Origin of the sequence: Flavobacterium ichthyis (assembly GCF_009915155.1) — a bacterium.
In the GTDB taxonomy this organism is placed as follows: domain Bacteria; phylum Bacteroidota; class Bacteroidia; order Flavobacteriales; family Flavobacteriaceae; genus Flavobacterium; species Flavobacterium ichthyis.
Map to the genome: position 1 here is coordinate 146,838 of NZ_JAABLM010000007.1, position 22,994 is coordinate 169,831.

Below are 22,994 nucleotides of genomic sequence, written 5' to 3' on the forward strand. Positions count from 1 at the left end.
TGAAAAGAGAATAAAATATGGACTTTCAATCAATCACCACCTATATTTTAGTAGGATTGGCCTTTGTGTTTTTGATGAAAAAATTCTTCTGGAAAAAGAAAAAAAAATCAGGAAATTGTGGTAATAACGATTGTGGCTGTTATTAACCCAAAGCCACGTCTAAAGTCATCATCACTACGAAACCACCAATAAATCCAAGGGTTGCAATGTCTGTATTCTTGTCTTGTTGGGTTTCTGGAATCACTTCTTCCACTACCACAAAAATCATGGCTCCAGCGGCAAATGCCAAAGCGTAAGGCAAAATTGGCGTAAAAAAAGAAACCGCCAAAGCCCCCACAACTCCCGATATGGGTTCCACCAATGCAGACGATTGTCCGTATAAAAAACTTTTTCTTCGGCTCATTCCCATTCGTCTTAACGGCATAGAAACGGCAATTCCTTCGGGAAAATTTTGAATTCCAATTCCTATAGCTAGCGTAACGGCTCCAGCAATGGAAGCTTCAGGAATTCCTGCTGCAGCACCACCAAATAAAACACCAACTGCCAGACCTTCTGGAATATTATGTAAAGTAATGGCTAAAACCAGCAAAGTAGTCCGTTGCCACGGCGATTTTACTCCTTCTGTTTCTTTAAAATTAATATGCAAATGCGGCAACATTTTGTCTAAACTAAATAAAAAAATCGCTCCCAAAATAAACCCAACAGCCGCCGGAATTACTTTAGTAAAACCTTCGCCATCAGTCATTTCAATTGCCGGAGCTAACAAACTCCAATAACTTGCGGCAACCATTACACCACCTGTAAAACCAAGCATTCCATCGAGAATTACGCGATTCATCGTTCGGAAAAAAAACACAACCGAAGCTCCCAAAGCAGTTAAAAACCAAGTAAATAGCGTGGCATAAAGTGCCGCTAAGACCGGATCGATTGACTGTAAATATTGAATTAAATTTTCAAACATAACTAAACGCTTTTTACGTAAAGATTGCTGGCAATTTTGTGGGAAATGCTCAATTGCTGGTCATTAATTTCAATGATTAACGAGTTGTCAAAACTTTCTTTTTGCACGATTACTAATTTAGACCCTAGCGAAATTTCTTGTTTACTCAAATATTTTAAAAATTCTGAAGAGGAATCTTTCACGCCTACGCAAATACAATTTTGATTAATTTTTAAATCCGAAAGTAATTTTTTCTCGGTATTTTTTACCTCGCCTTTGGCATTTGGAATAGGATCGCCATGTGGATCTTCGGTGGGGAATTCTAAAAAAGCATCTAACTTGTCAATTAATTTTTGTGATTGGATGTGTTCTAATTCTTCAGCTACATCATGCACTTCATCCCAAGTAAAATCGAGCTTTTCTACCAAAAAAACTTCCCACAAGCGGTGTTTTCGCACAATCATTTTTGCAGCATGTAAACCTTCGGGAGTTAGCGTAACGCCTTGATACTTTTGATAAAGTACCAAATCTTTTTCGGCTAATTTTTTAACCATATCCGATACCGATGAGGCTTTGGCGCTAATCATTTTAGCAATGGCATTAGTATTGACTCCTTGCTTTTGAAACAGCGACAAATGGTAAATAGCTTTTAAATAATTTTCTTCGGAATAAGTCATTGAACAAAAATTTAGAGACACAAAGATATATATTTTTTTGTTATAAAAATTATTTTTAGTTTTGTCTAAATTATAATTTTAGATAATGAAAAAATTATTTTCGGCGATATTAGTTTTCAATTTCTTTTTTGGCTTTTGTCAAGCGCAACATTCGGTTTCGGGCATAATTTATTTAGACGGAATTCCAGTTGCTGGAGCTGACGTTGCTATAAAAAGTTTGAATCGTACTGAATCATCTGATGGCGATGGAAAATTTATTTTTAAAAATATTCCTGCCGGAAATTATATTCTTCAAGTCAATTATGTGGGAGCAAAAGCTTTTAGAAAATCAATCACAACGCATAATGCTGCAATTAAAATTGAACTCGAAAACGACTCGAATTCGCTAGATGAAATTGTCGTTTCCGGAACGCTAAAACCCGTTAGCAGACTCGAAAGTCCAGTTCCGGTGGAGGTTTACAAACCTACTTTTTTTAAGAAAAATCCAACCGCAAATATTTTTGAAGCCTTGCAAAATGTTAACGGCGTTCGCCCACAATTAAATTGCAATATTTGTAACACTGGCGACATTCACATCAACGGTTTGGAAGGTCCATATACTTTGGTCATGATTGACGGAATGCCTATTGTTAGCGGACTTTCAACAGTTTATGGCTTGTCCGGAATTCCTAATTCATTGGTTGAGCGAGTGGAAATTGTGAAAGGTCCGGCTTCGTCATTGTATGGTAGCGAAGCGGTTGGCGGATTGATCAATATTATTACCAAAAACGCTTCGAAAGCACCAAAATTTTCGGCTGATGTATTTAGTAATTCTTGGGGAGAAGCCAATGTTGATTTGGGTTTTAGAAAAAATTTCGGTGAAAAATCTTCGGTTTTGTTAGGGGCAAATTATTTTCATTACAGTGATCCAACGGATAACAACCATGATAATTTTACCGATGTGACGCTTCAACACAGAATTTCGGTGTTTCAAAAATGGAATTTCGGCAGAAAAAGTGACAAACTTTTTTCCCTTGCGGGAAGGTATTTTTACGAAGACAGATGGGGTGGCGAACTGCAATGGAACAAGAGTTTTCGTGGTGGCGACGAAGTTTATGGTGAAAGTATTTACACGTCAAGATACGAACTTTTAGGTGCTTACGAATTGCCACTTGAAGAACATTTTTTGTTGTCTTTTTCTTACACTAATCACGACCAAAACTCCGTTTACGGAAATGTTCCCTACTTGGCACAACAAGAAATTGGTTTTGGGCAATTAGTTTGGGATAAAAAAATAGGCAATCACGACTTGCTTGCAGGGGTAGCTTTGCGCTACAATCTTTATAATGACAACACTCCTGCAACCGAAAAGGCTGATGACACTTGGATTCCAGGAATTTTTGTGCAAGACGAAATTTCGTTTGACGATAAAAATAGCCTTTTGCTTGGCTCGAGATTAGACCATAATTCTAACCATCGAACGATTTTCACGCCAAGATTGGCTTACAAATTGAAAATAACGGACAATGATATTTTACGATTCAATGCCGGAACGGGTTTCCGAGTTGTTAATTTATTTACCGAAGATCACGCAGCCTTGACTGGATCTCGAGATGTGATTCTTCAAGAAGAATTAAAGCCGGAAAAATCTTACAATGGAAACGTCAATTATTTAAAGAAAATTTATAGCAAAAGTGGAAATTTTATTGGGATTGAAACTTCTGCTTGGTACACTTACTTTACTAATTCGATTATCCCGGATTATGATACAAATGCAAATCAAATTATTTATAGAAACCTCAACGGTTCGGCGGTAACTACGGGAATTAGTACCAATATTGATATGGTTTTCCAAAATGGATTAAAGGTGATTTTAGGCGCGACTTTTATGGATGTTTCTAAAAATGAAAATGGTGAAAAAACGCGACAAATTCTTACAGAAAAATTCTCGGGAACATGGGCAATTTCATACCGAATTCCGAAATTTTTCATTGATATCGATTATACTGGAAATGTTTACGGCCCTATGCGTTTGCCATTGTTAGGAGAACTAGACCCGAGACGCGAATATTCGCCAATCTGGAGTATTCAAAACATTCAGTTTACATACAACAAATTGAAAAATGTTGAAATTTATTTGGGTATCAAAAACTTGCTAAATTGGACACCAAATCGCGGAAATCCTTTCATCATTGCTCGAGCTCAAGATCCTTTTGACAATGAAGTGGATTTTGACAACAGCGGAAACGTCATTGCTACCCCAAATAATCCGTGTGCTTTAACTTTTGACCCCAGTTATGTTTTTGGTCCAAACCAAGGAATTAGGAGTTTTGCTGGGGTGAGATTCACCTTAAATTAATTTTTATGAACTAAAGAAAATTCCAATGCGACATTTCAAATTCTAACAGAAACAAAATCACCAAAAATCTTAAAATCTGTAGCAAAAAATTAAAAAAAAATGATGGCAAAAAATTTAAAATATCTGGTTTTAATCTTTTTTCTAACAAGCCAAAATTTTGCACAGCTCAACACGTACACTTTCGAACAAGCAGAAAAACTTTCGGTTGAAAAAGAAAAACCATTAGTAATTTTCATCAATACAAGTTGGTGTAAAATTTGCAAAATGATGGAAAATTCGACTTTTAAGAATCAAAAAATAATCGATGAATTGAACCAATATTTTTATTTCATCCATTTCGATGCAGAAGAAAAACGGCCCGTTATTTTCCAACAAAAAACGTTCAAATATAAACCAAAAGGAAAAAATACCGGCATTCATGAGTTAGCCGAAAATCTTTCGAATCAAACCTATCCTACCATAACAATTTTAAAAAATAACGAAATTATGGTTCAAATAGAATCTTATAGCAACGCAAATGATTTATTGAAAGTGCTCGCAAAAGTCAAAATTGAAAATGTGGAAAAATAGTGCGAAATTGGTATATTTGAGCAATGAGAAATTATGACTACATCTTTGCTGGAAACGGACTTGCCGCACTCTTGACTCTTCGTGAAATGGTGGTTTCTAATCAATTTTTGGACAAAACCATTCTCATTATTGATCCAGACGAAAAGAAAATCAACGATAAAACTTGGTGTTTTTGGGAAAAGCCAAATGGTGATTTCGACTCGGTTGTTTCTAAAAAATGGGACAAAGCGCTTTTTGCCAACAAATATTTTTCGCGAGTATTTAATATGAAACCCTATGAATACAAACAAATTGAGAGTTTGGACTTTTATAATGATATGCTCAAAATTTTACGCACACAAAAAAATATTACTTTCTTAAAAACTCAAGTAGCTGATTTCCAAGACAAAAACACTCATGTCGAAGTTCAAACTCAGGAAGGAAATTTCAGTTGTAAAAAACTATTCAACAGCATTTTGAAACCTAAGGAAATTTTGTCTCAAGACAAATATCCTTTGCTCCAGCAGCATTTTATTGGTTGGAAAATAAAAACCAACAAACCCGCTTTTGATCCCGAAATAGCAACGTTTATGGATTTTTCTGTAGCGCAGAAAGGAAACACCCGATTTATGTATGTTTTGCCAGTTTCGCCCCACGAAGCATTGCTGGAATATACGCTTTTTTCGCCTCATTTGTTACCCGAAAAAGAATACGAAGATGAAATTGTGAATTATTTGCAATCTAAAAATATTACTGGCTACGAAGTTATTTCCAAAGAGCAAGGCAACATCCCCATGACTTGTTATCCTTTTTGGAAAAAAAACACCAAAAACGTTGTAAATATAGGTTCTGCCGGAGGTTGGACGAAAGCCAGTACTGGTTACACTTTTCGAAATTCTGCAAAAAAATCAAAAAAACTAATTCAATTTTTACTTCAAAAAAACGATTTTAGAACATATTATAGTACAAATAAATTCTGGTTTTACGATTTGCTTTTGCTTGACATTTTGCACCACAAAAACCACCTCGGAAACACTATCTTTTCGAGCATGTTTAAAACCGCCAAACCCGAAAAAATCTTCAAATTTTTAGACGAAGAAACCAATATTATAGAAGATTTGTACGTGATTTGGCAATGCCCGAAAAAGCCTTTTCTCATTGCATTATTCAACCGAATTTTTCGCCAATAACGTTATAACAAAACTTTATTGCGAGTTTTTTTTCTTCAATGAAAAAGCCGTAAATTTGTGGCATAACTTTAAACCAAAAAGTGATGTATCCAGAAGAAATGGTAAAACCCATGCGTGCCGAACTTTCGGAGGCTGGTTTCGAAGAATTATATAGTGCAAATGCGGTAGAAAATGCTTTAGCAAAAGAAGGAACTACGCTAGTTGTGGTCAATTCGGTTTGCGGTTGTGCTGCCAGAAATGCACGTCCGGGAGCTAAAATGAGCCTCGATGGACAAAAAAAACCTGACCATTTGGTAACGGTTTTCGCGGGAGTGGATAAGGATGCCGTAGATGCCGCACGCCAACACATGTTTCCTTTCCCGCCCTCTTCACCAAGCATGGCGTTGTTTAAAAATGGTGAACTAGTTCACATGCTAGAGCGTCACCACATTGAAGGTCGTCCTGCCGAAATGATTGCCGAAAACTTAAAAGACGCATACGCAGAATTCTGCTAAAAAAGCACTCTTTTTCCCCCAATTCCCTTTCCCGATTTAAATTTTCCGGAAAGGGTTTTGTGTTTTTAGAAGCCATCCCGAAGCTTCGGGACAGGCATTTTTTTAATCGAAATTCCTGCTATACGCTTCAATATTTTTTCAATTACCCTGGATTAAAATCCGGGCAATTGAAAAAAGGATTTCCGCTTCTATCAGGGCTAAAGGAACACTTTAGGCTTTTTTTGAAGGGTAGTTTTTCTACCATATTATAGTTTTCAACTCAAATTATAACCCTATTATATTTCTCCAAAAAAAAACTATCTTTGCACCCGAATTCTTCCATTTAGAGTTCAAAAAAATTCTCACTTAAACCGTTTATAGCATGCAACTGTATAACACTTTAAGCGCAGAAGAAAGAGCAAAACTCATCGACGAAGCCGGACAACAAAGGCTCACGTTATCTTTCTATGCGTATGCCAAAATTGAAGACCCAAAACAATTTCGCGACAATTTATTTATAGCTTGGAACAAACTGGATGCTCTTGGCAGAACTTACGTTGCCAAAGAAGGCATCAATGCACAAATGAGCGTTCCGGCAGAAAATTTTGAAGCCTTCCGCGAAACCCTCGAAGCATACGATTTTATGAAAAATATTCGCCTGAATGTAGCGGTAGAACAAGACGATCATTCGTTTTTAAAACTAACCGTAAAAGTTCGGGACAAGATTGTTGCCGATGGTTTAAACGATGAAACTTTTGACGTAACCAATATTGGGATTCACCTTAAAGCCAAAGAATTTCACGAAATTCTGGAGGATCCGAACACCATTGTGGTCGATTTTAGAAACCATTACGAAAGTGAAATTGGGCATTTTAAAGGAGCGATTACACCAGACGTGGAAACTTTTCGCGAAAGCTTACCGATCATCAACGAGCAACTCAAAGATTTTAAAGAAGATAAAAACCTTGTGATGTATTGTACCGGTGGAATTCGCTGCGAAAAAGCTTCGGCGTTTTTCAAGCATCAAGGTTTTAAAAATGTGTACCAACTTGAAGGTGGTATCATCAATTACGCCAAACAAATTCAGGAAGAAAATCTCGAAAGTAAATTCATTGGAAAAAATTTTGTGTTCGATCATCGTTTAGGCGAAAGAATTACCGACGATATTATTGCACAATGCCACCAATGTGGCAAACCGTGCGACAACCATACCAATTGCGAAAACGAAGGCTGCCATTTGCTTTTTATCCAATGTGACGAATGTAAAGCCGTGATGGAAAATTGTTGTTCTACTGAATGTCAGGAAATTATTCACATGCCGCTGGTGGAACAAGTAAAATTGCGTCGTGGCGTGAAAAACGGCAATATGATTTTCCGCAAAGGCAAATCGGAAAAACTAAAATTTAAAAAATCTGGCGATTTAGATGCGGTTGCTTTGGCAACAGTGGAAAAAAAAGACATTCGCCAAAAAATAAACCCGAAGCGTCGGGTCAAAAAAACTTTGGTTGGAAAATGCGAACATTACTACGTAAAATCGCAAATTGGTCAGTTTTTAATTGAAAAAACCGAATTAAAAATTGGTGACAAAATCCTAATTTCCGGACCCACTACTGGCGAACAAGAATTAACACTAACGGAAATGTTTGTCGCCGGAAAATCAGTAGCAATAGCAAAACCAAACGATCAAATGACGATGGTACTACCGTTTAGAGTTCGCCTTTCGGATAAAATTTATAAAATTTTAGGTTAAAAAATCTTTACAGAAAAAACGAAAACCTACTTCAATTAAGAAGTAGGTTTTTTTTTGAAACTGAAACTACCAAAAATTTGGTAAATTGACAACGTTACGTCTTTGCAACATCAATCTAAAATTTCCTATCTTTACCCACAAAACTTTTTACGAATCTATAAGCTGCAGTTTTGCGGCATCGATATAAAATATGGCTTGCACAAGTTGTTCAACATCCGACGGATCAGCTCCGAAAGGTTGTGGAAATAAAGGAAATTGCGGCACAGACAGTTGCAATAAATTAACGGTTTTCGATTGGCTCTCTAACATGAGTTTGCCTTCGGGACAAGAAATTTTTGATTGTGTGGAAATTCGGTTTAAAAATGGTAGAAAAGAATTTTACCGAAACACCGAAAAACTCACACTTTCTATGGGAGATATTGTCGCCACTGAAGCTTCTCCCGGACATGACGTTGGAATTGTAACCTTAACGGGAGAATTGGTTCGGGTTCAAATGAAAAAAAAGAATGTGAACCTTAAAAGCGATTTGCCAAAAATTTACCGCAAAGCATCGCAAAAAGACATTGATATTTGGAGCGAAGCCAGGGCAAAAGAAGAACCGATGAAAGTTCGCGCACGAGAGTTGGCAATTGCACAAAATTTGGAAATGAAAATTTCGGATATCGAATTTCAGGGAGATGGATCGAAAGCTACGTTTTACTATACGGCAAATGATCGCGTGGATTTTAGACAATTAATTAAAGAATTTGCACGAGAATTTTCTACCAGAATCGAGATGAAACAAGTTGGCTTTCGCCAAGAAGCTTCGCGTTTGGGAGGAATTGGTTCTTGCGGTCGCGAGTTGTGTTGTTCCACTTGGTTAACGGATTTTCGCAGCGTGAATACTTCTGCGGCAAGATACCAGCAGCTTTCTTTAAATCCACAAAAATTAGCCGGACAATGCGGCAAACTCAAGTGTTGCCTTAATTATGAGTTGGACACATACATGGATGCTTTGAAATCTTTTCCGGATTTTGACACAAAATTATTTACCGAAAAAGGTGAGGCAGTTTGCCAAAAACAAGACATTTTTAAAGGCCTGATGTGGTTTGCTTACACTGATAATTATGCACAATGGCACGTTTTGAAAATTGAGCAAGTAAAAGAAATTATTGCCGAAAATAAACAGAAAAACAAAGTTTCGTCGTTAGAAGATTATGCAGAAGAACCTGAGGTAGAAGCTAAAAAAGAATTCAGCAACACGGTTGGTCAGGAAAGTTTAACTCGATTTGACCAACCTAAGAAAAAGAAACGCCCGAATAAAAAGAAAAAACCGGCGGAAACGGTAGAAAATCGCGTGGCAAATCCCTCAAAAAAACCGATGGACAATACCCGAAGACAACCCAATCCGGAACAAAAATCGGCACCACGTGACAATCAAAACCGGAATCAAAATCAGCCACGACCGCCAAGAAATAAAGAAGTGGATGACGCATCGGTGAAGGAAAATCAACCAACTGGCGAGAAAAATTTCAAAAATAAAAACAGAAATAATAACAATCGGAACAAACAAAAAAACCGACCAAAACCAAATGGGGACCAACCGAACCAACCTTCAAATCAAAATAAAAATGAACCTAAAAATTAGTTTTGTTCTACTTTTCGCTTTGTTGATGATGGTGTCATGCGACAAAAAACGGGTGTTTGATCAATACGTTTCGTATGGTGACACTTGGCCAAAAGATAGCGTGGCTCATTTTGTTTTTAACAATCCTGACACTTTAAAAACATACGATTTGTTCGTGAATTTGCGTTCTAATGACGATTATGCTTTCAACAATATTTTTTTAATTGTAAAAATCGAAGCGCCAAAAGGTTTGACTAAAGTGGATACTTTGCAATACAAAATGACCAACCCAGATGGCACGCTTTTGGGAGAAGGTTTTACAGATGTGAAAGAAAGCAAATTATTTTTTAAAGAAAATTACAAGTTTTCGGCTATTGGCGATCACCAAATTTCTGTAAGTCAAGCCATGCGAAAAACAGGCAAACTCGAAGGTGAAAATGAATTAGAAGGCATCACCGAAATAGGTTTTAGAATTGAAAAAAGAGATTAATTTTTTATGGCTGTGAAAAAAAATAATACCAAAACCCAAGTAAAAGATGTGGGTTATTATAATAGAAAATTCTGGAAAATATTTTTAATAGGTTTAGGAAGCGTTTTTTTATTTTTCTTATTGGCATCATGGGGAGTTTTCGGCTCAATGCCTTCATTTGAAGAACTAGAAAATCCGGAATCAAACTTGGCAACTGAAATCATATCGTCTGACGGAGAAACAATTGGAAAGTTTTACAATGAAAATAGAACCGCAATTAAATATTCGGATTTACCCAAACATTTAGTTGATGCCTTGGTTGCCACCGAAGACGAACGATTTTACGAACATTCCGGGATTGATGCCAGAGGAACACTTAGAGCCGCAACTAGTTTAGGTACAAGTGGTGGAGCAAGTACCATTACCCAACAGTTAGCCAAACAATTGTTTCATGGTGAAGGATCAAAATTTATTTTGTTTCGATTGGTCCAAAAAGCAAAAGAATGGATTATTGCCACACGATTGGAACGCCAATACACTAAAAGTGAAATTATTGCGATGTATTTCAACGTGTATGATTTTAACAATTATGCCATCGGAATTCGTTCGGCTTCTAAAACTTATTTTTCAAAAGAACCCAAAGATTTAACCATAGACGAATCGGCAATGTTGGTAGGAATGTTCAAAAATTCTTCCCTCTACAACCCTGTTAGAAACGAACAAGGTGTTAAAAACCGCAGAAATGTGGTGTTGGCACAAATGCATAAAGCCAACATCATTACCGAAGCACAAAAGAAAAATTTTAGCCTACGACCTATTAAATTGAAATTCCAACTTCAAACACATAAAGAAGGAATTGCCACTTATTTTAGAGAGTACCTTCGGGATTACATGAAAACTTGGGCAAAAAACAACCCAAAAGAAGACGGAACCGAATACGACATTTACCGCGATGGATTAAAAATTTACACGACGATTGATTCACGCATGCAAACTTACGCCGAAGAATCTGTTCAAGATCACTTGGCAAATTTGCAACAAGAATTTTGGCATGAAGCCAAAACCAACAAAAATGCCCCTTTCATCAAATTAAGCGATACCGAGACTGAAAAATTAATGGATCGCGCCAGACGAAATTCTGAACGTTGGCGACAGTTAGATGCTCAAGGCAAAAGCGAAGACGAAATAATTGCTTCATTTAAGAAAAAAACCAGGATGACGGTTTTCACCTGGAAAGGAGAACGCGACACCACCATGACACCAAATGATTCCATCCGTTATTACAAACATTTTCTACAAAGCGGAATGATGGCAATGGAACCGCAATCAGGTCACGTAAAAGCGTGGGTTGGAGGAATCAACTATAAACATTTTCAGTACGATCATGTTGGTCAAGGAGCAAGACAAGTAGGGTCAACATTTAAACCATTCGTTTACGCAACCGCAATCGAACAATTAGGCTATTCGCCATGCGATTCCATTATCGATTCGCCTTATACAATCCCGAAAGGTCGCCATAACGTGACCGAATCTTGGACTCCAAGAAATTCTAACGGAAGTTACCGCGGCATGACTACTTTGAAATCGGCTTTGGCACATTCCATCAACACCGTTTCGGCAAAATTAATTGACAAAACCGGTCCGGATGCTGTAATCGATTTAATGAAAAAATTAGGTGTTACTACCAAAATTCCTTCGCAACCTTCAATTGCTTTAGGAGCAGTTGAAATCACCGTAGAACAATTAGTAGCAGCTTACAGTACGTTTGCCAACCAAGGTGTTTACGTAAAACCACAAGTTATTTTAAGAATTGAAGACAAAAATGGCGTAGTTTTATACGAACCAAATCCGGAGCAACATGATGTACTAAACCGCGATATTGCCTATGCCGTAATCAAATTATTAGAAGGTGTAACCGAATCTGGTTCGGGATTGCGTTTAAGAACTGACGGTGGCGGTCATGGATATAATCGAGTAACTGGTTATCCTTATGTGTTGAAAAATCCTATCGCCGGAAAAACAGGTACTACACAAAACCAGTCAGATGGTTGGTTTGTGGGAATGGTACCCAATTTAGCTACCGGAGTTTGGGTTGGGAACGAAGACCGTTCTGCACATTTCAAAAGTTTAACTTACGGTCAAGGAGCAACAATGGCATTGCCAATTTGGGGAATGTTTATGAAAAAATGTTATAATGACAAAGAACTTTCCGTATCAAAAGAACCTTTTGAAAGACCATCAAATCTTTCCATAAAAGTAGATTGTTGGAGACCTCCAGTAAAAGACACAACAGCTATTGAAGAAATTGAAGAGCAAAATACAGATGAATTTGATTTCTAATTAAAACGCCTTTTTTAAGGCGTTTTTTTATATATTTATACACCAAATTAAACATTTATTATATGATTAATAAAAAAGTAACTTCGGTTCAAGAAGCACTGCACGATGTTCAAAACGGACAAACCATCATGTTGGGCGGTTTTGGCTTGTGTGGAATTCCCGAAAATTCAATTGCAGAATTAGTTAAAAAAAACATCTCCGACTTAACCTGCATCTCCAACAATGCTGGTGTTGACGATTTCGGACTCGGATTGCTTTTGCAAAAGCGTCAAATCAAAAAAATGATTTCTTCCTATGTAGGCGAAAATGCCGAATTTGAGCGACAAATGCTTTCCGGAGAATTAGAAGTTGAACTCACACCACAAGGAACATTAGCCGAAAAATGCCGAGCCGCACAAGCCGGAATTCCAGCTTTTTATACACCCGCAGGTTACGGAACTGAAATCGCTGAAGGCAAAGAAGCCCGAGAATATAACGGAAAAATGCACATCTTGGAAGAAGCTTTCAAAGCCGATTTCTCGATTGTTAAAGCCTGGAAAGGTGACGAAGCCGGAAACCTCATCTTCAAAGGAACCGCCCGAAACTTCAACGCTTGCATGGCTGGAGCCGCAAAAATTACCATCGCAGAAGTGGAAGAGTTAGTTCCCGCCGGAACGTTGGATCCTAACCAAATTCATATTCCGGGAATCATGGTTCAAAGAATTTTCCAAGGCGAAAAATTTGAGAAGAGAATTGAACAACGTACAACCAGAAAAAAAGAATAGAATGGCTTTAGATAAAAACCAAATTGCCAAAAGAATCGCTCAAGAAGTAAAAGACAATTACTACGTAAACCTCGGAATCGGCATTCCAACCTTGGTTGCCAACTATGTTCGAGAAGATATTTCGGTAGAATTCCAAAGCGAAAACGGCGTTCTCGGAATGGGACCATTTCCCTTTGAAGGCGAAGAAGATGCCGACATTATCAACGCCGGAAAACAAACTATCACCACGCTTCCCGGAGCCAGTTTTTTCGATTCTGCCTTTAGTTTCGGCATGATCCGAAGCCAAAAAGTGGATCTCACCATTCTTGGTGCTATGGAAGTGGCCGAAAACGGCGACATCGCCAACTGGAAAATTCCCGGAAAAATGGTCAAAGGAATGGGTGGCGCAATGGACCTTGTAGCATCCGCCGAAAATATCATCGTAGCCATGATGCACGTTAACAAAGCCGGAGAATCCAAGCTCCTCAAGCGTTGCACTTTGCCCTTGACTGGCGTGGGTTGCGTGAAAAAAATCGTTACAGAATTGGCGGTTTTAGAAATCGTTCCCGAAGGCTTCAAGCTGCTCGAACGAGCTCCAGGAGTCACCGTTGAAGACATTAAAAAAGCCACCGAAGGAAATTTAATCATCGAAGGACAAATTCCAGAAATGGTCATTAATTAAAAATAATGGGGGCACATCCCACAAAAAAAGCATTTCCTTTCCCTTGGAAATGCTTTTTTTATCGGCCGGGCTTTCGGCTTTATCTTTTTCAGCTCCGCAAGCTCCGCTAAAAAAGGATGCCGCCTCACACGAGCGAAGCGAACTGACGAAGTAATCCCTTGTGCAAACCCTGCCAAAAAGAAAATTTTCTGGTATTATCTCCCCAAATATTCCAACAACGTTTCACTCGCGTTTGCAAAAGTTGGCGGTTGATCCGTTACACTAACCACACGTTTTTTATTCAATTTATAAGTCAAATCAAATTCAGTAGTGAATAATATAACTGACAAAAACGGATTATTGATAAACGACAACAACCTTTCAAAAGCGCCTTCAATTGTATGAATTTCAAAAATTTCTTCTTTCTGAAATCTAAATTTTAATTCCAGTTGCAATGTTTTATTTTCTAAAATCGGACGGATGAAAATGTTTTGCAATTCGGCTTTTCCGATTGTTTTGGCAAAAGTCATTTTGGCAAAAGTGCCATCCGCAAGACTGGTTTTAAACGTTTCGTAAAACTCGGTAAAAGTACTCGTAAACTGTATCATATTATCCTTTTGGGATTGCATCAATTAATTTTTTTGTGTATTCTTTTTGAGGATTTTCGTACAAATCGTCGGCATCAGCCATTTCCTCAATTTTTCCTTTGTTCATCACCAAAACTTGGTCAGACATGTATTTTACTACCGCCAAATCGTGCGAAATAAAAATATAAGTAAAGCCAAAATTTTCCTTTAGCTCATTCAGCAAATTTAAAACTTGCGCTTGAACCGAAATATCCAATGCCGAAACCGACTCGTCGCAAACAATTAATTTGGGCTGCAAAGCAATAGTTCTCGCAATCCCAATTCTTTGTCTTTGTCCCCCAGAAAATTCGTGTGGATAACGGTTAAAAAAAGTTTCGCCTAGCCCTACTCTTTCCAAAATTTCGATGGTTTTGGCCATCCTTTCTACTTCATTTTTGTACAAACCGTGAACTTTCATTGGTTCCATAATCGCTTTTCCTACAGGAATTCTAGGGTTTAATGACGAATAAGGATCTTGAAAAATAATCTGGATTTCCTTTCTTAAGTTTCTAATTTCTTTCCCGGAAAGTTTGGTGATGTCAATTCCTTTGTAAAAAATTTGTCCAGCTGTAGCTTTGTCTAATTGCAAAATCGCATTTCCCAAAGTCGATTTTCCGCAACCCGATTCGCCAACTAAACCTAAGGTTTCGCCTTCATAAATTTTAAAACTGACGTCGTTCACCGCTTTAAATCCTACTTTTTTGCCAAAAATTCCGGCGTTAGAAAAATATTCTTTTTCCACATTTTTTACCTCTAAAATTGGCGCTTGACGGTATAATTGTTCTTGATTTTTTTGTCTTTCTGATTTAGAAATAATGGCGTTGCTAACCGTATTTTCAAGAAAATCTTTGATGGTTGGCAACCTCTTGAGACGCTCGTTTAAATTTGGTCTCGAGTTAATCAAGGCTTTAGTATAGTTGTGTTGCGGATTGTGAAAAACAGTTTCCACTTTGCCTTGTTCTACAATTTCGCCTTTGTACATCACTAACACGCGATGTGCAATTTCGGAAACCAATGCCAAATCGTGTGAAATAAAAATAATGCTCATGCCAGTTTCTTGCTGGATTTCTTTGAGCAACGCAATAATTTCTTTTTGCACCGTTACATCCAAAGCCGTGGTGGGTTCATCTGCAATGAGAATTTTGGGTTTGCAAGCAATTGCCATGGCAATCATTATACGTTGTTTTTGTCCGCCGGAAATTTCGTGTGGATACCGGTCGAAAATTTTTTCGGGATTGGGCAATTTTACTTTTTCAAAAAGCGATAAAACTTCGGTTTTAATTTCTTTTGGAGAAAGATTGGTATGTTGTTGCAAAATTTCCGCTACTTGAAAACCACATTTTAACGATGGGTTGAGCGATGACATCGGCTCCTGAAAAATCATGGAAATCTCGCTTCCGCGAATGTGCCTGAGTTTTTTTTGCGTAAGCGAAATTATATTTTTGCTATCAAAAAAAATTTCGCCATTGGTGATTTTGGAAATATTTTGCGGAAGCAAACCCATTAATGCTAATGATGAAACGGATTTTCCAGAACCTGATTCTCCTACAATTCCTAAAATTTCTCCTTCTCGAAGTTGATAAGTTATTCTGTGGATTACGGGGAACCATTTTTCGTCTCTTTTAAAAGAAATTTCGAGTTGATTGACTTGTAAAAGTGAGTTTTGCATACGCTAAATGTAAGGAAACTCATTGAAAATCGAAATAATTTTGTGTGACAATGAAACTTTTTTTAGATTTTATCGTAAATATCAAACAATCAAGACTTTTTTTTGAGATATTGATTATATTTGGCAACTTTAATTCCCCTAAAATGACAAAATTTACCTTTGCAATTGGTAGTATATTGTGTACCATACTATCTTTTTCGGTAGAATCTTCAGCACAAACTACAAAAGAAGTCCAAGAAATAGTTAGCAACTATGATATAGGCAAACTAACCGCACTTCAGGAAAAATTTTTAAAACAACAAGCAGCTCAAAAGCAAAAAGCTTTACAATTAGCAATGCTAAAGGGTTGGCCAGAATTTATAAAAAAAGCTGATGGTGCTGTTGACGAGCTAATGGATGTAACACCAAATGGAGACCCCATTTATTTCTCGGTTGACAATACGGGTGCTGCAAGATCTACGAGAACGAATTTTTTAAACTCTGGAGGTGGTTTAGGATTAAATTTAAACGGGCAAAATATGATTGCTCGCGTTTGGGACGGTGGAATGGCACGTGCTTCGCATCAGGAATTTGGAGGCCGAATAACGGTTGAAGATGCTACCGCAGGACCATCGGGAAATAGTTACCATGCAACCCATGTTACCGGGACCATTGGTGCTTCGGGCGTTGTGGCAAATGCTAAAGGAATGGCACCATCAGCTAACGTTAGAACATTTAACTGGACAAATGATCTTTCTGAAGCAACTTCTGAAGCAATGGATGGCATGCTTGTTTCTAACCATTCATACGGAACTCCTATTATTAACAATTCTGGAAACTCAATTGATCCTTCCTACATCGGTACTTATGTTCAACAGTCGAGAAACTGGGATGAACTGGCCTACAATGCTCCTTACTATTTGATGGTCGCTTCTGCGGGAAATAATGGTCAAGATAATAACCTGCAACCTATTGCTTTTGGTTACGATAAATTAACAGGAAATAAAGTTTCTAAAAATAATTTAGTAGTTGCCAATGCTATGGATGCTAGTATAGCTTCTAACGGAAATGTACTTAATGTAAACATTAATTCTGGTAGTAGTCAAGGACCTGCAGATGATTTTAGAATTAAACCAGACATTACCGGAAATGGAACTTCAGTATTTTCTACCGGAGAGTCAAGTAATTCGGCATACGGAACCTCGACAGGAACTTCTATGGCGGCACCAAATGTTACGGGAACTTTGCTCTTGCTTCAGCAACATTATAATAATTTAAACTTTCAATTTATGAAAGCCGCCACGCTAAAAGGTTTAGCGTGTCATACTTCAGATGATGCTGGCGAAATAGGCCCTGATCCTATTTTTGGTTGGGGTCTTTTAAATGCTAAAAAAGCTGCGGAAACCATTACAAATGATAGTTATTCGAGCTGGATATCTGAAGAAAATCTTTCGCAAGGCGAAACATTCACAAAAACCTTTGTTTCTGATGGTGTTAATCCTCTTGAAGTTTCAATATCATGGACAGATTTACCTGGGATAATTAATAGTGACCTTAATAGTACTGATGCTGCTCTTATTCACGACTTGGATATTAGAGTGACCAAAAATGGACAAACTTATTATCCTTGGAAACTGACTCTAGACAGTTTTTATATATATGCAACTAATAATAGCGACAATAATGTAGATAATTTTGAACGGGTTACAATCCCGGCTGCTTCAGGTGTTTATACTGTTACCGTTACACATAAAGGAAATTTACAAACCCCAAGTCAAGATTTTTCTCTGATAGCCACAGGTGTTCAGTCGGATTTTAAATTAACAAGTTTGTCAGAGGCGCAAGTTTTATGTTCTAACCAAACTTCAATTTTACGTTATAATCATGGTGCAACTAACGCTTCACAAAATACAATTTTTTCAGTCGTAGGAGCTCCTGAAGGTAGTTCAGCCACATTGAATGTAAATCAAGCGGCGGGTTCTCAAGATGTAACGATTACATTAGCAAATTTACAAAACGCAACGCCAGGAATTTATAATGTGGGTTTAAAAGGCGTTAGAGGTTTAGATGAAGAAATTCAATATATTCCGGTAACCATTTATAATGCAAATTTTACATCTTCCACACCAATTTATCCGCTACAAAATGATAATATGGTGCCACCTGCCACAACTTTAAATTGGGTTGCAGATGACAATGCCGAAAGTTATTTGGTTGAAATTGCCACAGATGTAAATTTCGCTAACATTGTGACTTCGGTTACTACTACTGATACGAGCTTTAGAGCCAATTTAGAACAAAACACTAAATATTTTTGGCGTATAATTGGCTCCAACCGATGTGGAACTGCGTTAAACCCTGCTATTCATAGTTTTGGCACAGGTGTTTTAAATTGTGACAATATCTTTTACGCCAATGATTTTACTGATAGCGTGATTGAAACTGTAGCCGGAAGTTTAGCAAGTGTGCCAATTACAGTATCTGGCGGAATTACAATTGGTTCAATTGCGGCAAATATCAATGTATCTCATACCTATATCGAAGATATTGTAGTATATCTCGAAGGACCAGAAGAGTTAGACTATCCACTATTTCGATTGGTTGAAAACCCATGTGGATCACAAGATGATATTTCGGCAACATTTAGTGATGCCGGAACGGCGTTGATTTGTAATCCGGGAAATCCAGGAATCTCCGGAAATTTTGCACCAATAGACCCTTTATATTCTTTAAACAATCAACTTGCCGACGGAATTTGGACCTTGTATGTTTATGATCAATACAATGGTGACGGCGGTTCTATTAATACATTTAGTTTAAATATTTGCGGAATTTCAGTGAATACTTTGAAAACGGATTCGTTCGAAAGCGCTAATTTTCAATTGTATCCAAATCCTGCCAACGATAGTTTTGCTGTTTCTTTACCATCAAACGATCCAGTTACAGTTACAGTTTATGATTTAAGCGGTAGAAAAATTTTCACTACAACTAATGTAGTTTCTAATCAAACTATTAGTGTAAATGGCTTTGCTGACGGAATGTATTTGGTTGAAATTCAAAACAAAAGCAGTAAATCTTCGAAAAAATTAATCGTAAAAAAGTAATTTATTCTTAATGATTTTCTAAAGCTAATACCAACTTTTAAAATTTTTGGCACGCAAATTGAATTTCTGACAAGTAAGATCAGTTTTTTGATTTGCGAAGTAACCGAAAATCGACTAGAGTAGGTAAAAAATCTAAATTTTAGAAATCATGAAAAAAATTACACTTCTTGCTTTAACTTTTCTTTTTGGAAATGTAGCAATTGCAAATGCTTTTAGCGGTAATTTTCCGATGACAGTAGAAAGTGCCGAGCCGATTTATTTTAATGAAAGAGGAATTGAATTTTACATTTTCCCAAATGGAGAATTTGATTTTAATACAGTAGCATCAAGTGGCGGAACTTATTACAAGAATGCATCTAGAAAAATCAATTCAACTTATGGAGCTCCGGAAACGATAAATTTTGAAGGTATAAAAATTGAACACGATCGCGAGGGTCGTGTGAGAAGAGTAGGTAACGTTTTCGTAAATTATGACACTCAAAATAGAGTAAAAAGAGTGGGAACCGTTTACATGACTTATAATAGATTTGCACTTTCAAGAGTAGGTAATTTAGAAATTGTGTATGATAGATTTGGTCGAATTATTGATTTTCGAGGAAACGTAAAAGGTTATGGAAACAATTATAGTAACAGTAACTATTATTATGGTCCTTCTAGTGGAACCAACTATTATTACAGAAGCCAAAGCAATACCAGAAGATAAAAGAAGCCCCGAAAATTCGGGGCTTCTTGCTTTTTAAATGTACACAATTTCGTTTTCAACCAAGAGGTCTTCTCGCCTCATCCGGAGTAAAATTTGCGCAACCGCTACCACATCTTTTTCACAATAAGTAATAATCCTGTCAAGATTGTTTTCTTCATAAAAAACTTTTGCCACTTCACTACCAGAAATATCATCTTTTGGAGACGGAATTGCCAAAACGTTGGTTAATAATTTAAGCGATGTATAATGTTTAAAATCGCCAAATTTCCACATCTCCATCGTATCAAGATGCGGCACTTCCCATGGTTTTTTCCCGAATAAATTTAATTTTGAAGGAATGGCAATTTGATGAACCACCATCCTTCTGGCGATAAATGGAAAATCAAATTCTTTGGCATTATGACCACAAAGGACGTGTTGTGGCTGCGAAAAATGGTTGTTAATCAAATTTGAAAAATCACGTAAAATTTTGGCTTCTTCCCCAAAAAAAGTCGTCACCCGAAAATGGCGGATATCACTTTTAAACGTGAAATATCCTACAGAAATACAAATGATTTTTCCAAATTCTGCCCAAATTCCCGCACGTTCGTAAAATTCTTCAGCGGTAAATAATTCCTTGCGTTGGTATTGGGTTTTTAGGCTAAAAAGTTCTTGCTTGTCTGGATCCAAATCATTGAAAACTGCCGCTTCAGGAACTGTTTCAATGTCCAAAAACAAAATATTTTCGAGTTTAATTTTTTCAATCATGTTGTTTGGCTTTTATCAAAATTAAAAAAATTATTTCTTGGCATTTAGCATTTTGTAAGTTTCGTCAATGTAAGTGAAAAAATCCTGACGGTGCATTTTGCCATCAGCTCTCTCATCACGGTTATGCCCTAGCCGAACAATAATCAACTCATCTTCTGGAATCACAATTACGTATTGCCCCAAATGTCCTTGCATGTAATAAATCTTTTTGTCCAAATGATCACTTAACCACCAGCCGTAACCATACATTGGGGAATCTGCAAATCGAGGTGTAGTCGATTTTTTCACAAATGTCGAATCAAGAATTTGCTCGCCGTTCCAAACGCCATTTTGTAAATATAATTTCCCAAAACGCGCAAAATCTCGAGCACTTGCCGCTACACAACAATATGCTTTTTCAATACCATCTTGATGGTCTAACTGCCACAAAGCTTCATTTTCAGCACCAATTGGTTTCCAAAAATTTTCCGATACATAATCAGACAGTTTTTGTCCAGTAGCTTTTTCTAAAATCATTGCCAAAAGTTGTGTATTACCACTCACGTAATGAAATTCTTTTCCTGGTGGCGAAACAAATTTTAAATTGAGCATCATATCATTTAAATTTTCGTCAAAATAAGCTCTGGTCGTGATGGAAAACGGACTGTAATAACTTTCGTCCCAATCTAATCCTGAAGCCATTGACGCTAAATCACCAACGGTTACCAAACTCCCAAATTCGCCTTTATATTCCGGAAAAAAATCAGTTACTTTTTGATCTAAACTTTTAATTTTTCCGTCCATTATCGCTTTTCCCACAGCAGAAGTCACCATACTTTTTGCCATAGAAAACGAATTGGATTTGGAATTTTTGCCATAACCGTCAAAATAACTTTCGTGCCAAATGCTATCATTTTTGATAATCATAAAAGCAACCGTTCCAAACTTTTTATGCAAGTTTGTTAACGAATCTGTGGCTTCAACGGAATTATATTGTTCGGAAATTTTCCAAGGTTGTCCTACTCCTTTTTCGATGGTTCGGTTGTCAAATTCGGTGTAATCACTTAAATAAGCTGTTTTTTCGCCGTTTAGATAGGTGATTCTCACACCTTTAATGAGATAATCCACGTCAAAAACATACAACGCCACAATAAGCAAAACGAAAATTGTGAGAAGCCAAAGAATAAATTTTAATAAAAAGCGCATAAGATTTGAGGATTTTTGGGTTTAAAATAATTTTTGTTGGTTAGGATTTTCGAGTTCGAGCAAATATTTTTTACGCCAAATTCCGCCGGCATAACCCACTAAGCTTCCGTTAGAACCTATCACACGATGGCATGGAACTAAAATCCATAACGGGTTTTTGCCATTGGCGGAAGCGATAGCTCTAATGGCTTTTGGGTCACCAAAATTTTTGGAAAGTTGCTGATAAGAAATCGTTTCGCCAAAAGGAATTTCGCCAAGCAATTGCCAGACTTTTTTTTGGAAATCAGTGCCGTTAGGATTTAAATTTAGGTCAAAATTTTTGCGGTTTCCCGAAAAATATTCGCCGATTTGAATAACTGCTTTTTCCAGATAATCAGGAATATCGGTTGAAGTTGGAAATTTTTCGTCTAAAAGCGAAAAAGAAAAAATGCCCGTTTCGTCTCCAGTTAAGAGAGCCGTACCCAATGGTGTTTCGAAATAAACATTTTGCATTTTCGGGGGGATTATGCAATAAAAATAGCAAAAAAGTAAAAATGTAAAGTTTTTTCTGAGAAAAAAAATTTAATCGAGTACTAATTTGAACCCTATTCGCGGAATGTTTTCGATGCGAACATTGGTTTCATCTTTAAAAATTTTGCGTAAGCGGGAAATAAAAACGTCTAAACTTCTGCCCATAAAATAGTCGTCTTCACCCCAAAGTGACTTGAGAATTGTTTCGCGTTTTAAGACTTCGTTTTTGTGGTCGATAAATAATTTTAGTAATGCCGATTCGCGTTCGGTGAGGTTGATTTTTTGTTCATTTTTTTCAACCGAATAATTTTCGGGAAAAAATTTAAATCCTCCAATTTGGTACAGTTTTGCGTTATTAGTAGGAATTTTATGGCTTCTTTTGAGAAATACTTCTATCTTTAAATTTAATTCTTCTAAACTGAATGGTTTTACTAAATAGTCGTCGGCACCTAATTTTAATCCTTTGATTCTATCTTCTTTTAAGGCTTTCGCCGAAAGGAATAAAATGGGAATTTCGGCATTTACGGTACGAATTTCTTTGGCTATTTCAAAACCGTCTTTTTTGGGCAACATGACATCTAAAATGCATAGATCAAATTCATTTTTGTGAAATTGTTTAACGGCTTCTTCGCCATCAGAAAAATGCGCAATTTGGTAAAATTGTTCTAAATAATCCATGGTTAAAAAAGCGAGTGTGGCATCGTCTTCCACATAAAAAATCTTGCATTTGTCCAT

The 22,994-nt window shown here is 37.0% G+C and carries 20 protein-coding genes; 12 read left to right on the top strand and 8 right to left on the bottom strand.

Annotation, left to right across the window (positions count from 1 at the left end; translation table 11 throughout):
• Positions 1 to 142: 142 nt before the first annotated feature.
• Both GV828_RS07415 and GV828_RS07420 read right to left on the bottom strand, forming a co-directional pair.
• Positions 143 to 961, bottom strand: a complete 819-nt coding sequence (locus GV828_RS07415; protein WP_166536849.1) for a ZIP family metal transporter — start codon at positions 959 to 961, stop codon at positions 143 to 145.
• A 2-nt stretch (positions 962 to 963) separates the two neighbouring features.
• Positions 964 to 1,617: a metal-dependent transcriptional regulator gene (locus GV828_RS07420; protein ID WP_166536850.1), complete on the bottom strand. Its 654-nt coding sequence runs from the start codon at positions 1,615 to 1,617 to the stop codon at positions 964 to 966.
• An 85-nt stretch (positions 1,618 to 1,702) separates the two neighbouring features.
• Here GV828_RS07420 and GV828_RS07425 point away from each other — a divergent pair, with 85 nt between their 5' ends.
• From GV828_RS07425 to GV828_RS07470, 10 genes are all read left to right on the top strand, one after another.
• Entirely contained in the window at positions 1,703 to 3,955 is a 2,253-nt protein-coding gene (locus tag GV828_RS07425; protein WP_166536851.1) for a TonB-dependent receptor, read from the top strand.
• Between the two features lie 99 nt (positions 3,956 to 4,054).
• Positions 4,055 to 4,525 carry a thioredoxin family protein gene (locus tag GV828_RS07430; RefSeq protein WP_235935429.1) on the top strand — a complete coding sequence of 157 codons (471 nt, stop codon included), beginning with the start codon at positions 4,055 to 4,057 and terminating at the stop codon, positions 4,523 to 4,525.
• Between the two features lie 23 nt (positions 4,526 to 4,548).
• Positions 4,549 to 5,694, top strand: a complete 1,146-nt coding sequence (locus GV828_RS07435; protein ID WP_166536852.1) for a lycopene cyclase family protein — start codon at positions 4,549 to 4,551, stop codon at positions 5,692 to 5,694.
• Between the two features lie 83 nt (positions 5,695 to 5,777).
• Positions 5,778 to 6,188, top strand: coding sequence for a BrxA/BrxB family bacilliredoxin (locus GV828_RS07440; protein ID WP_166536853.1), 411 nt, complete (start codon positions 5,778 to 5,780; stop codon positions 6,186 to 6,188).
• Between the two features lie 361 nt (positions 6,189 to 6,549).
• On the top strand, positions 6,550 to 7,917 hold the full coding sequence (trhO, locus tag GV828_RS07445) for an oxygen-dependent tRNA uridine(34) hydroxylase TrhO (protein ID WP_166536854.1): 1,368 nt from the start codon (positions 6,550 to 6,552) through the stop codon (positions 7,915 to 7,917).
• A gap of 190 nt (positions 7,918 to 8,107) precedes the next feature.
• A complete protein-coding gene (locus GV828_RS07450) occupies positions 8,108 to 9,544 on the top strand; it encodes a PSP1 domain-containing protein (RefSeq protein WP_166536855.1) in 1,437 nt (478 codons plus the stop codon).
• On the top strand, positions 9,528 to 10,013 hold the full coding sequence (locus tag GV828_RS07455; RefSeq protein ID WP_166536856.1) for a gliding motility lipoprotein GldH: 486 nt from the start codon (positions 9,528 to 9,530) through the stop codon (positions 10,011 to 10,013). Before GV828_RS07450 ends, GV828_RS07455 begins: the two co-directional genes overlap by 17 nt.
• Before the next feature lie 6 nt (positions 10,014 to 10,019).
• A complete protein-coding gene (locus tag GV828_RS07460) occupies positions 10,020 to 12,332 on the top strand; it encodes a penicillin-binding protein 1A (protein WP_166536857.1) in 2,313 nt (770 codons plus the stop codon).
• 62 nt (positions 12,333 to 12,394) lie between these two features.
• Complete coding sequence (locus GV828_RS07465) at positions 12,395 to 13,096, top strand: CoA transferase subunit A (RefSeq protein ID WP_166536858.1); 702 nt, start codon at positions 12,395 to 12,397, stop codon at positions 13,094 to 13,096.
• A gap of 1 nt (position 13,097) precedes the next feature.
• Positions 13,098 to 13,757 (top strand): CoA transferase subunit B, encoded by a 660-nt coding sequence (locus tag GV828_RS07470; RefSeq protein ID WP_166536859.1) that lies wholly within the window; start codon positions 13,098 to 13,100, stop codon positions 13,755 to 13,757.
• Positions 13,758 to 13,951: 194 nt separating this feature from the next.
• Here GV828_RS07470 and GV828_RS07475 read toward each other — a convergent pair whose 3' ends face one another.
• Together GV828_RS07475 and GV828_RS07480 are read right to left on the bottom strand one after the other, a co-directional pair.
• Positions 13,952 to 14,344, bottom strand: coding sequence for a hypothetical protein (locus GV828_RS07475; protein WP_166536860.1), 393 nt, complete (start codon positions 14,342 to 14,344; stop codon positions 13,952 to 13,954).
• A 1-nt stretch (position 14,345) separates the two neighbouring features.
• The gene (locus GV828_RS07480) at positions 14,346 to 16,031 is read right to left on the bottom strand and encodes an ABC transporter ATP-binding protein (protein WP_166536861.1); all 1,686 of its coding nucleotides are present in this window, start codon (positions 16,029 to 16,031) and stop codon (positions 14,346 to 14,348) included.
• A gap of 143 nt (positions 16,032 to 16,174) precedes the next feature.
• On the opposite strand from GV828_RS07480, the gene GV828_RS07485 reads away from it, so the two are divergent.
• Both GV828_RS07485 and GV828_RS07490 read left to right on the top strand, forming a co-directional pair.
• A complete protein-coding gene (locus tag GV828_RS07485) occupies positions 16,175 to 19,114 on the top strand; it encodes a S8 family serine peptidase (RefSeq protein WP_166536862.1) in 2,940 nt (979 codons plus the stop codon).
• Between the two features lie 148 nt (positions 19,115 to 19,262).
• On the top strand, positions 19,263 to 19,817 hold the full coding sequence (locus tag GV828_RS07490) for a hypothetical protein (RefSeq protein ID WP_166536863.1): 555 nt from the start codon (positions 19,263 to 19,265) through the stop codon (positions 19,815 to 19,817).
• Between the two features lie 33 nt (positions 19,818 to 19,850).
• On the opposite strand, the gene GV828_RS07495 is transcribed toward GV828_RS07490, so the two are convergent.
• From GV828_RS07495 to GV828_RS07510, 4 genes are all read right to left on the bottom strand, one after another.
• Positions 19,851 to 20,564, bottom strand: coding sequence for a 3'-5' exonuclease (locus tag GV828_RS07495; protein ID WP_166536864.1), 714 nt, complete (start codon positions 20,562 to 20,564; stop codon positions 19,851 to 19,853).
• A 30-nt stretch (positions 20,565 to 20,594) separates the two neighbouring features.
• Positions 20,595 to 21,749 carry a serine hydrolase domain-containing protein gene (locus tag GV828_RS07500; protein ID WP_166536865.1) on the bottom strand — a complete coding sequence of 385 codons (1,155 nt, stop codon included), beginning with the start codon at positions 21,747 to 21,749 and terminating at the stop codon, positions 20,595 to 20,597.
• A gap of 21 nt (positions 21,750 to 21,770) precedes the next feature.
• Positions 21,771 to 22,241 carry a methylated-DNA--[protein]-cysteine S-methyltransferase gene (locus GV828_RS07505; protein ID WP_166536866.1) on the bottom strand — a complete coding sequence of 157 codons (471 nt, stop codon included), beginning with the start codon at positions 22,239 to 22,241 and terminating at the stop codon, positions 21,771 to 21,773.
• Positions 22,242 to 22,310: 69 nt separating this feature from the next.
• Positions 22,311 to 22,994: a response regulator transcription factor gene (locus tag GV828_RS07510; RefSeq protein ID WP_166536867.1), complete on the bottom strand. Its 684-nt coding sequence runs from the start codon at positions 22,992 to 22,994 to the stop codon at positions 22,311 to 22,313.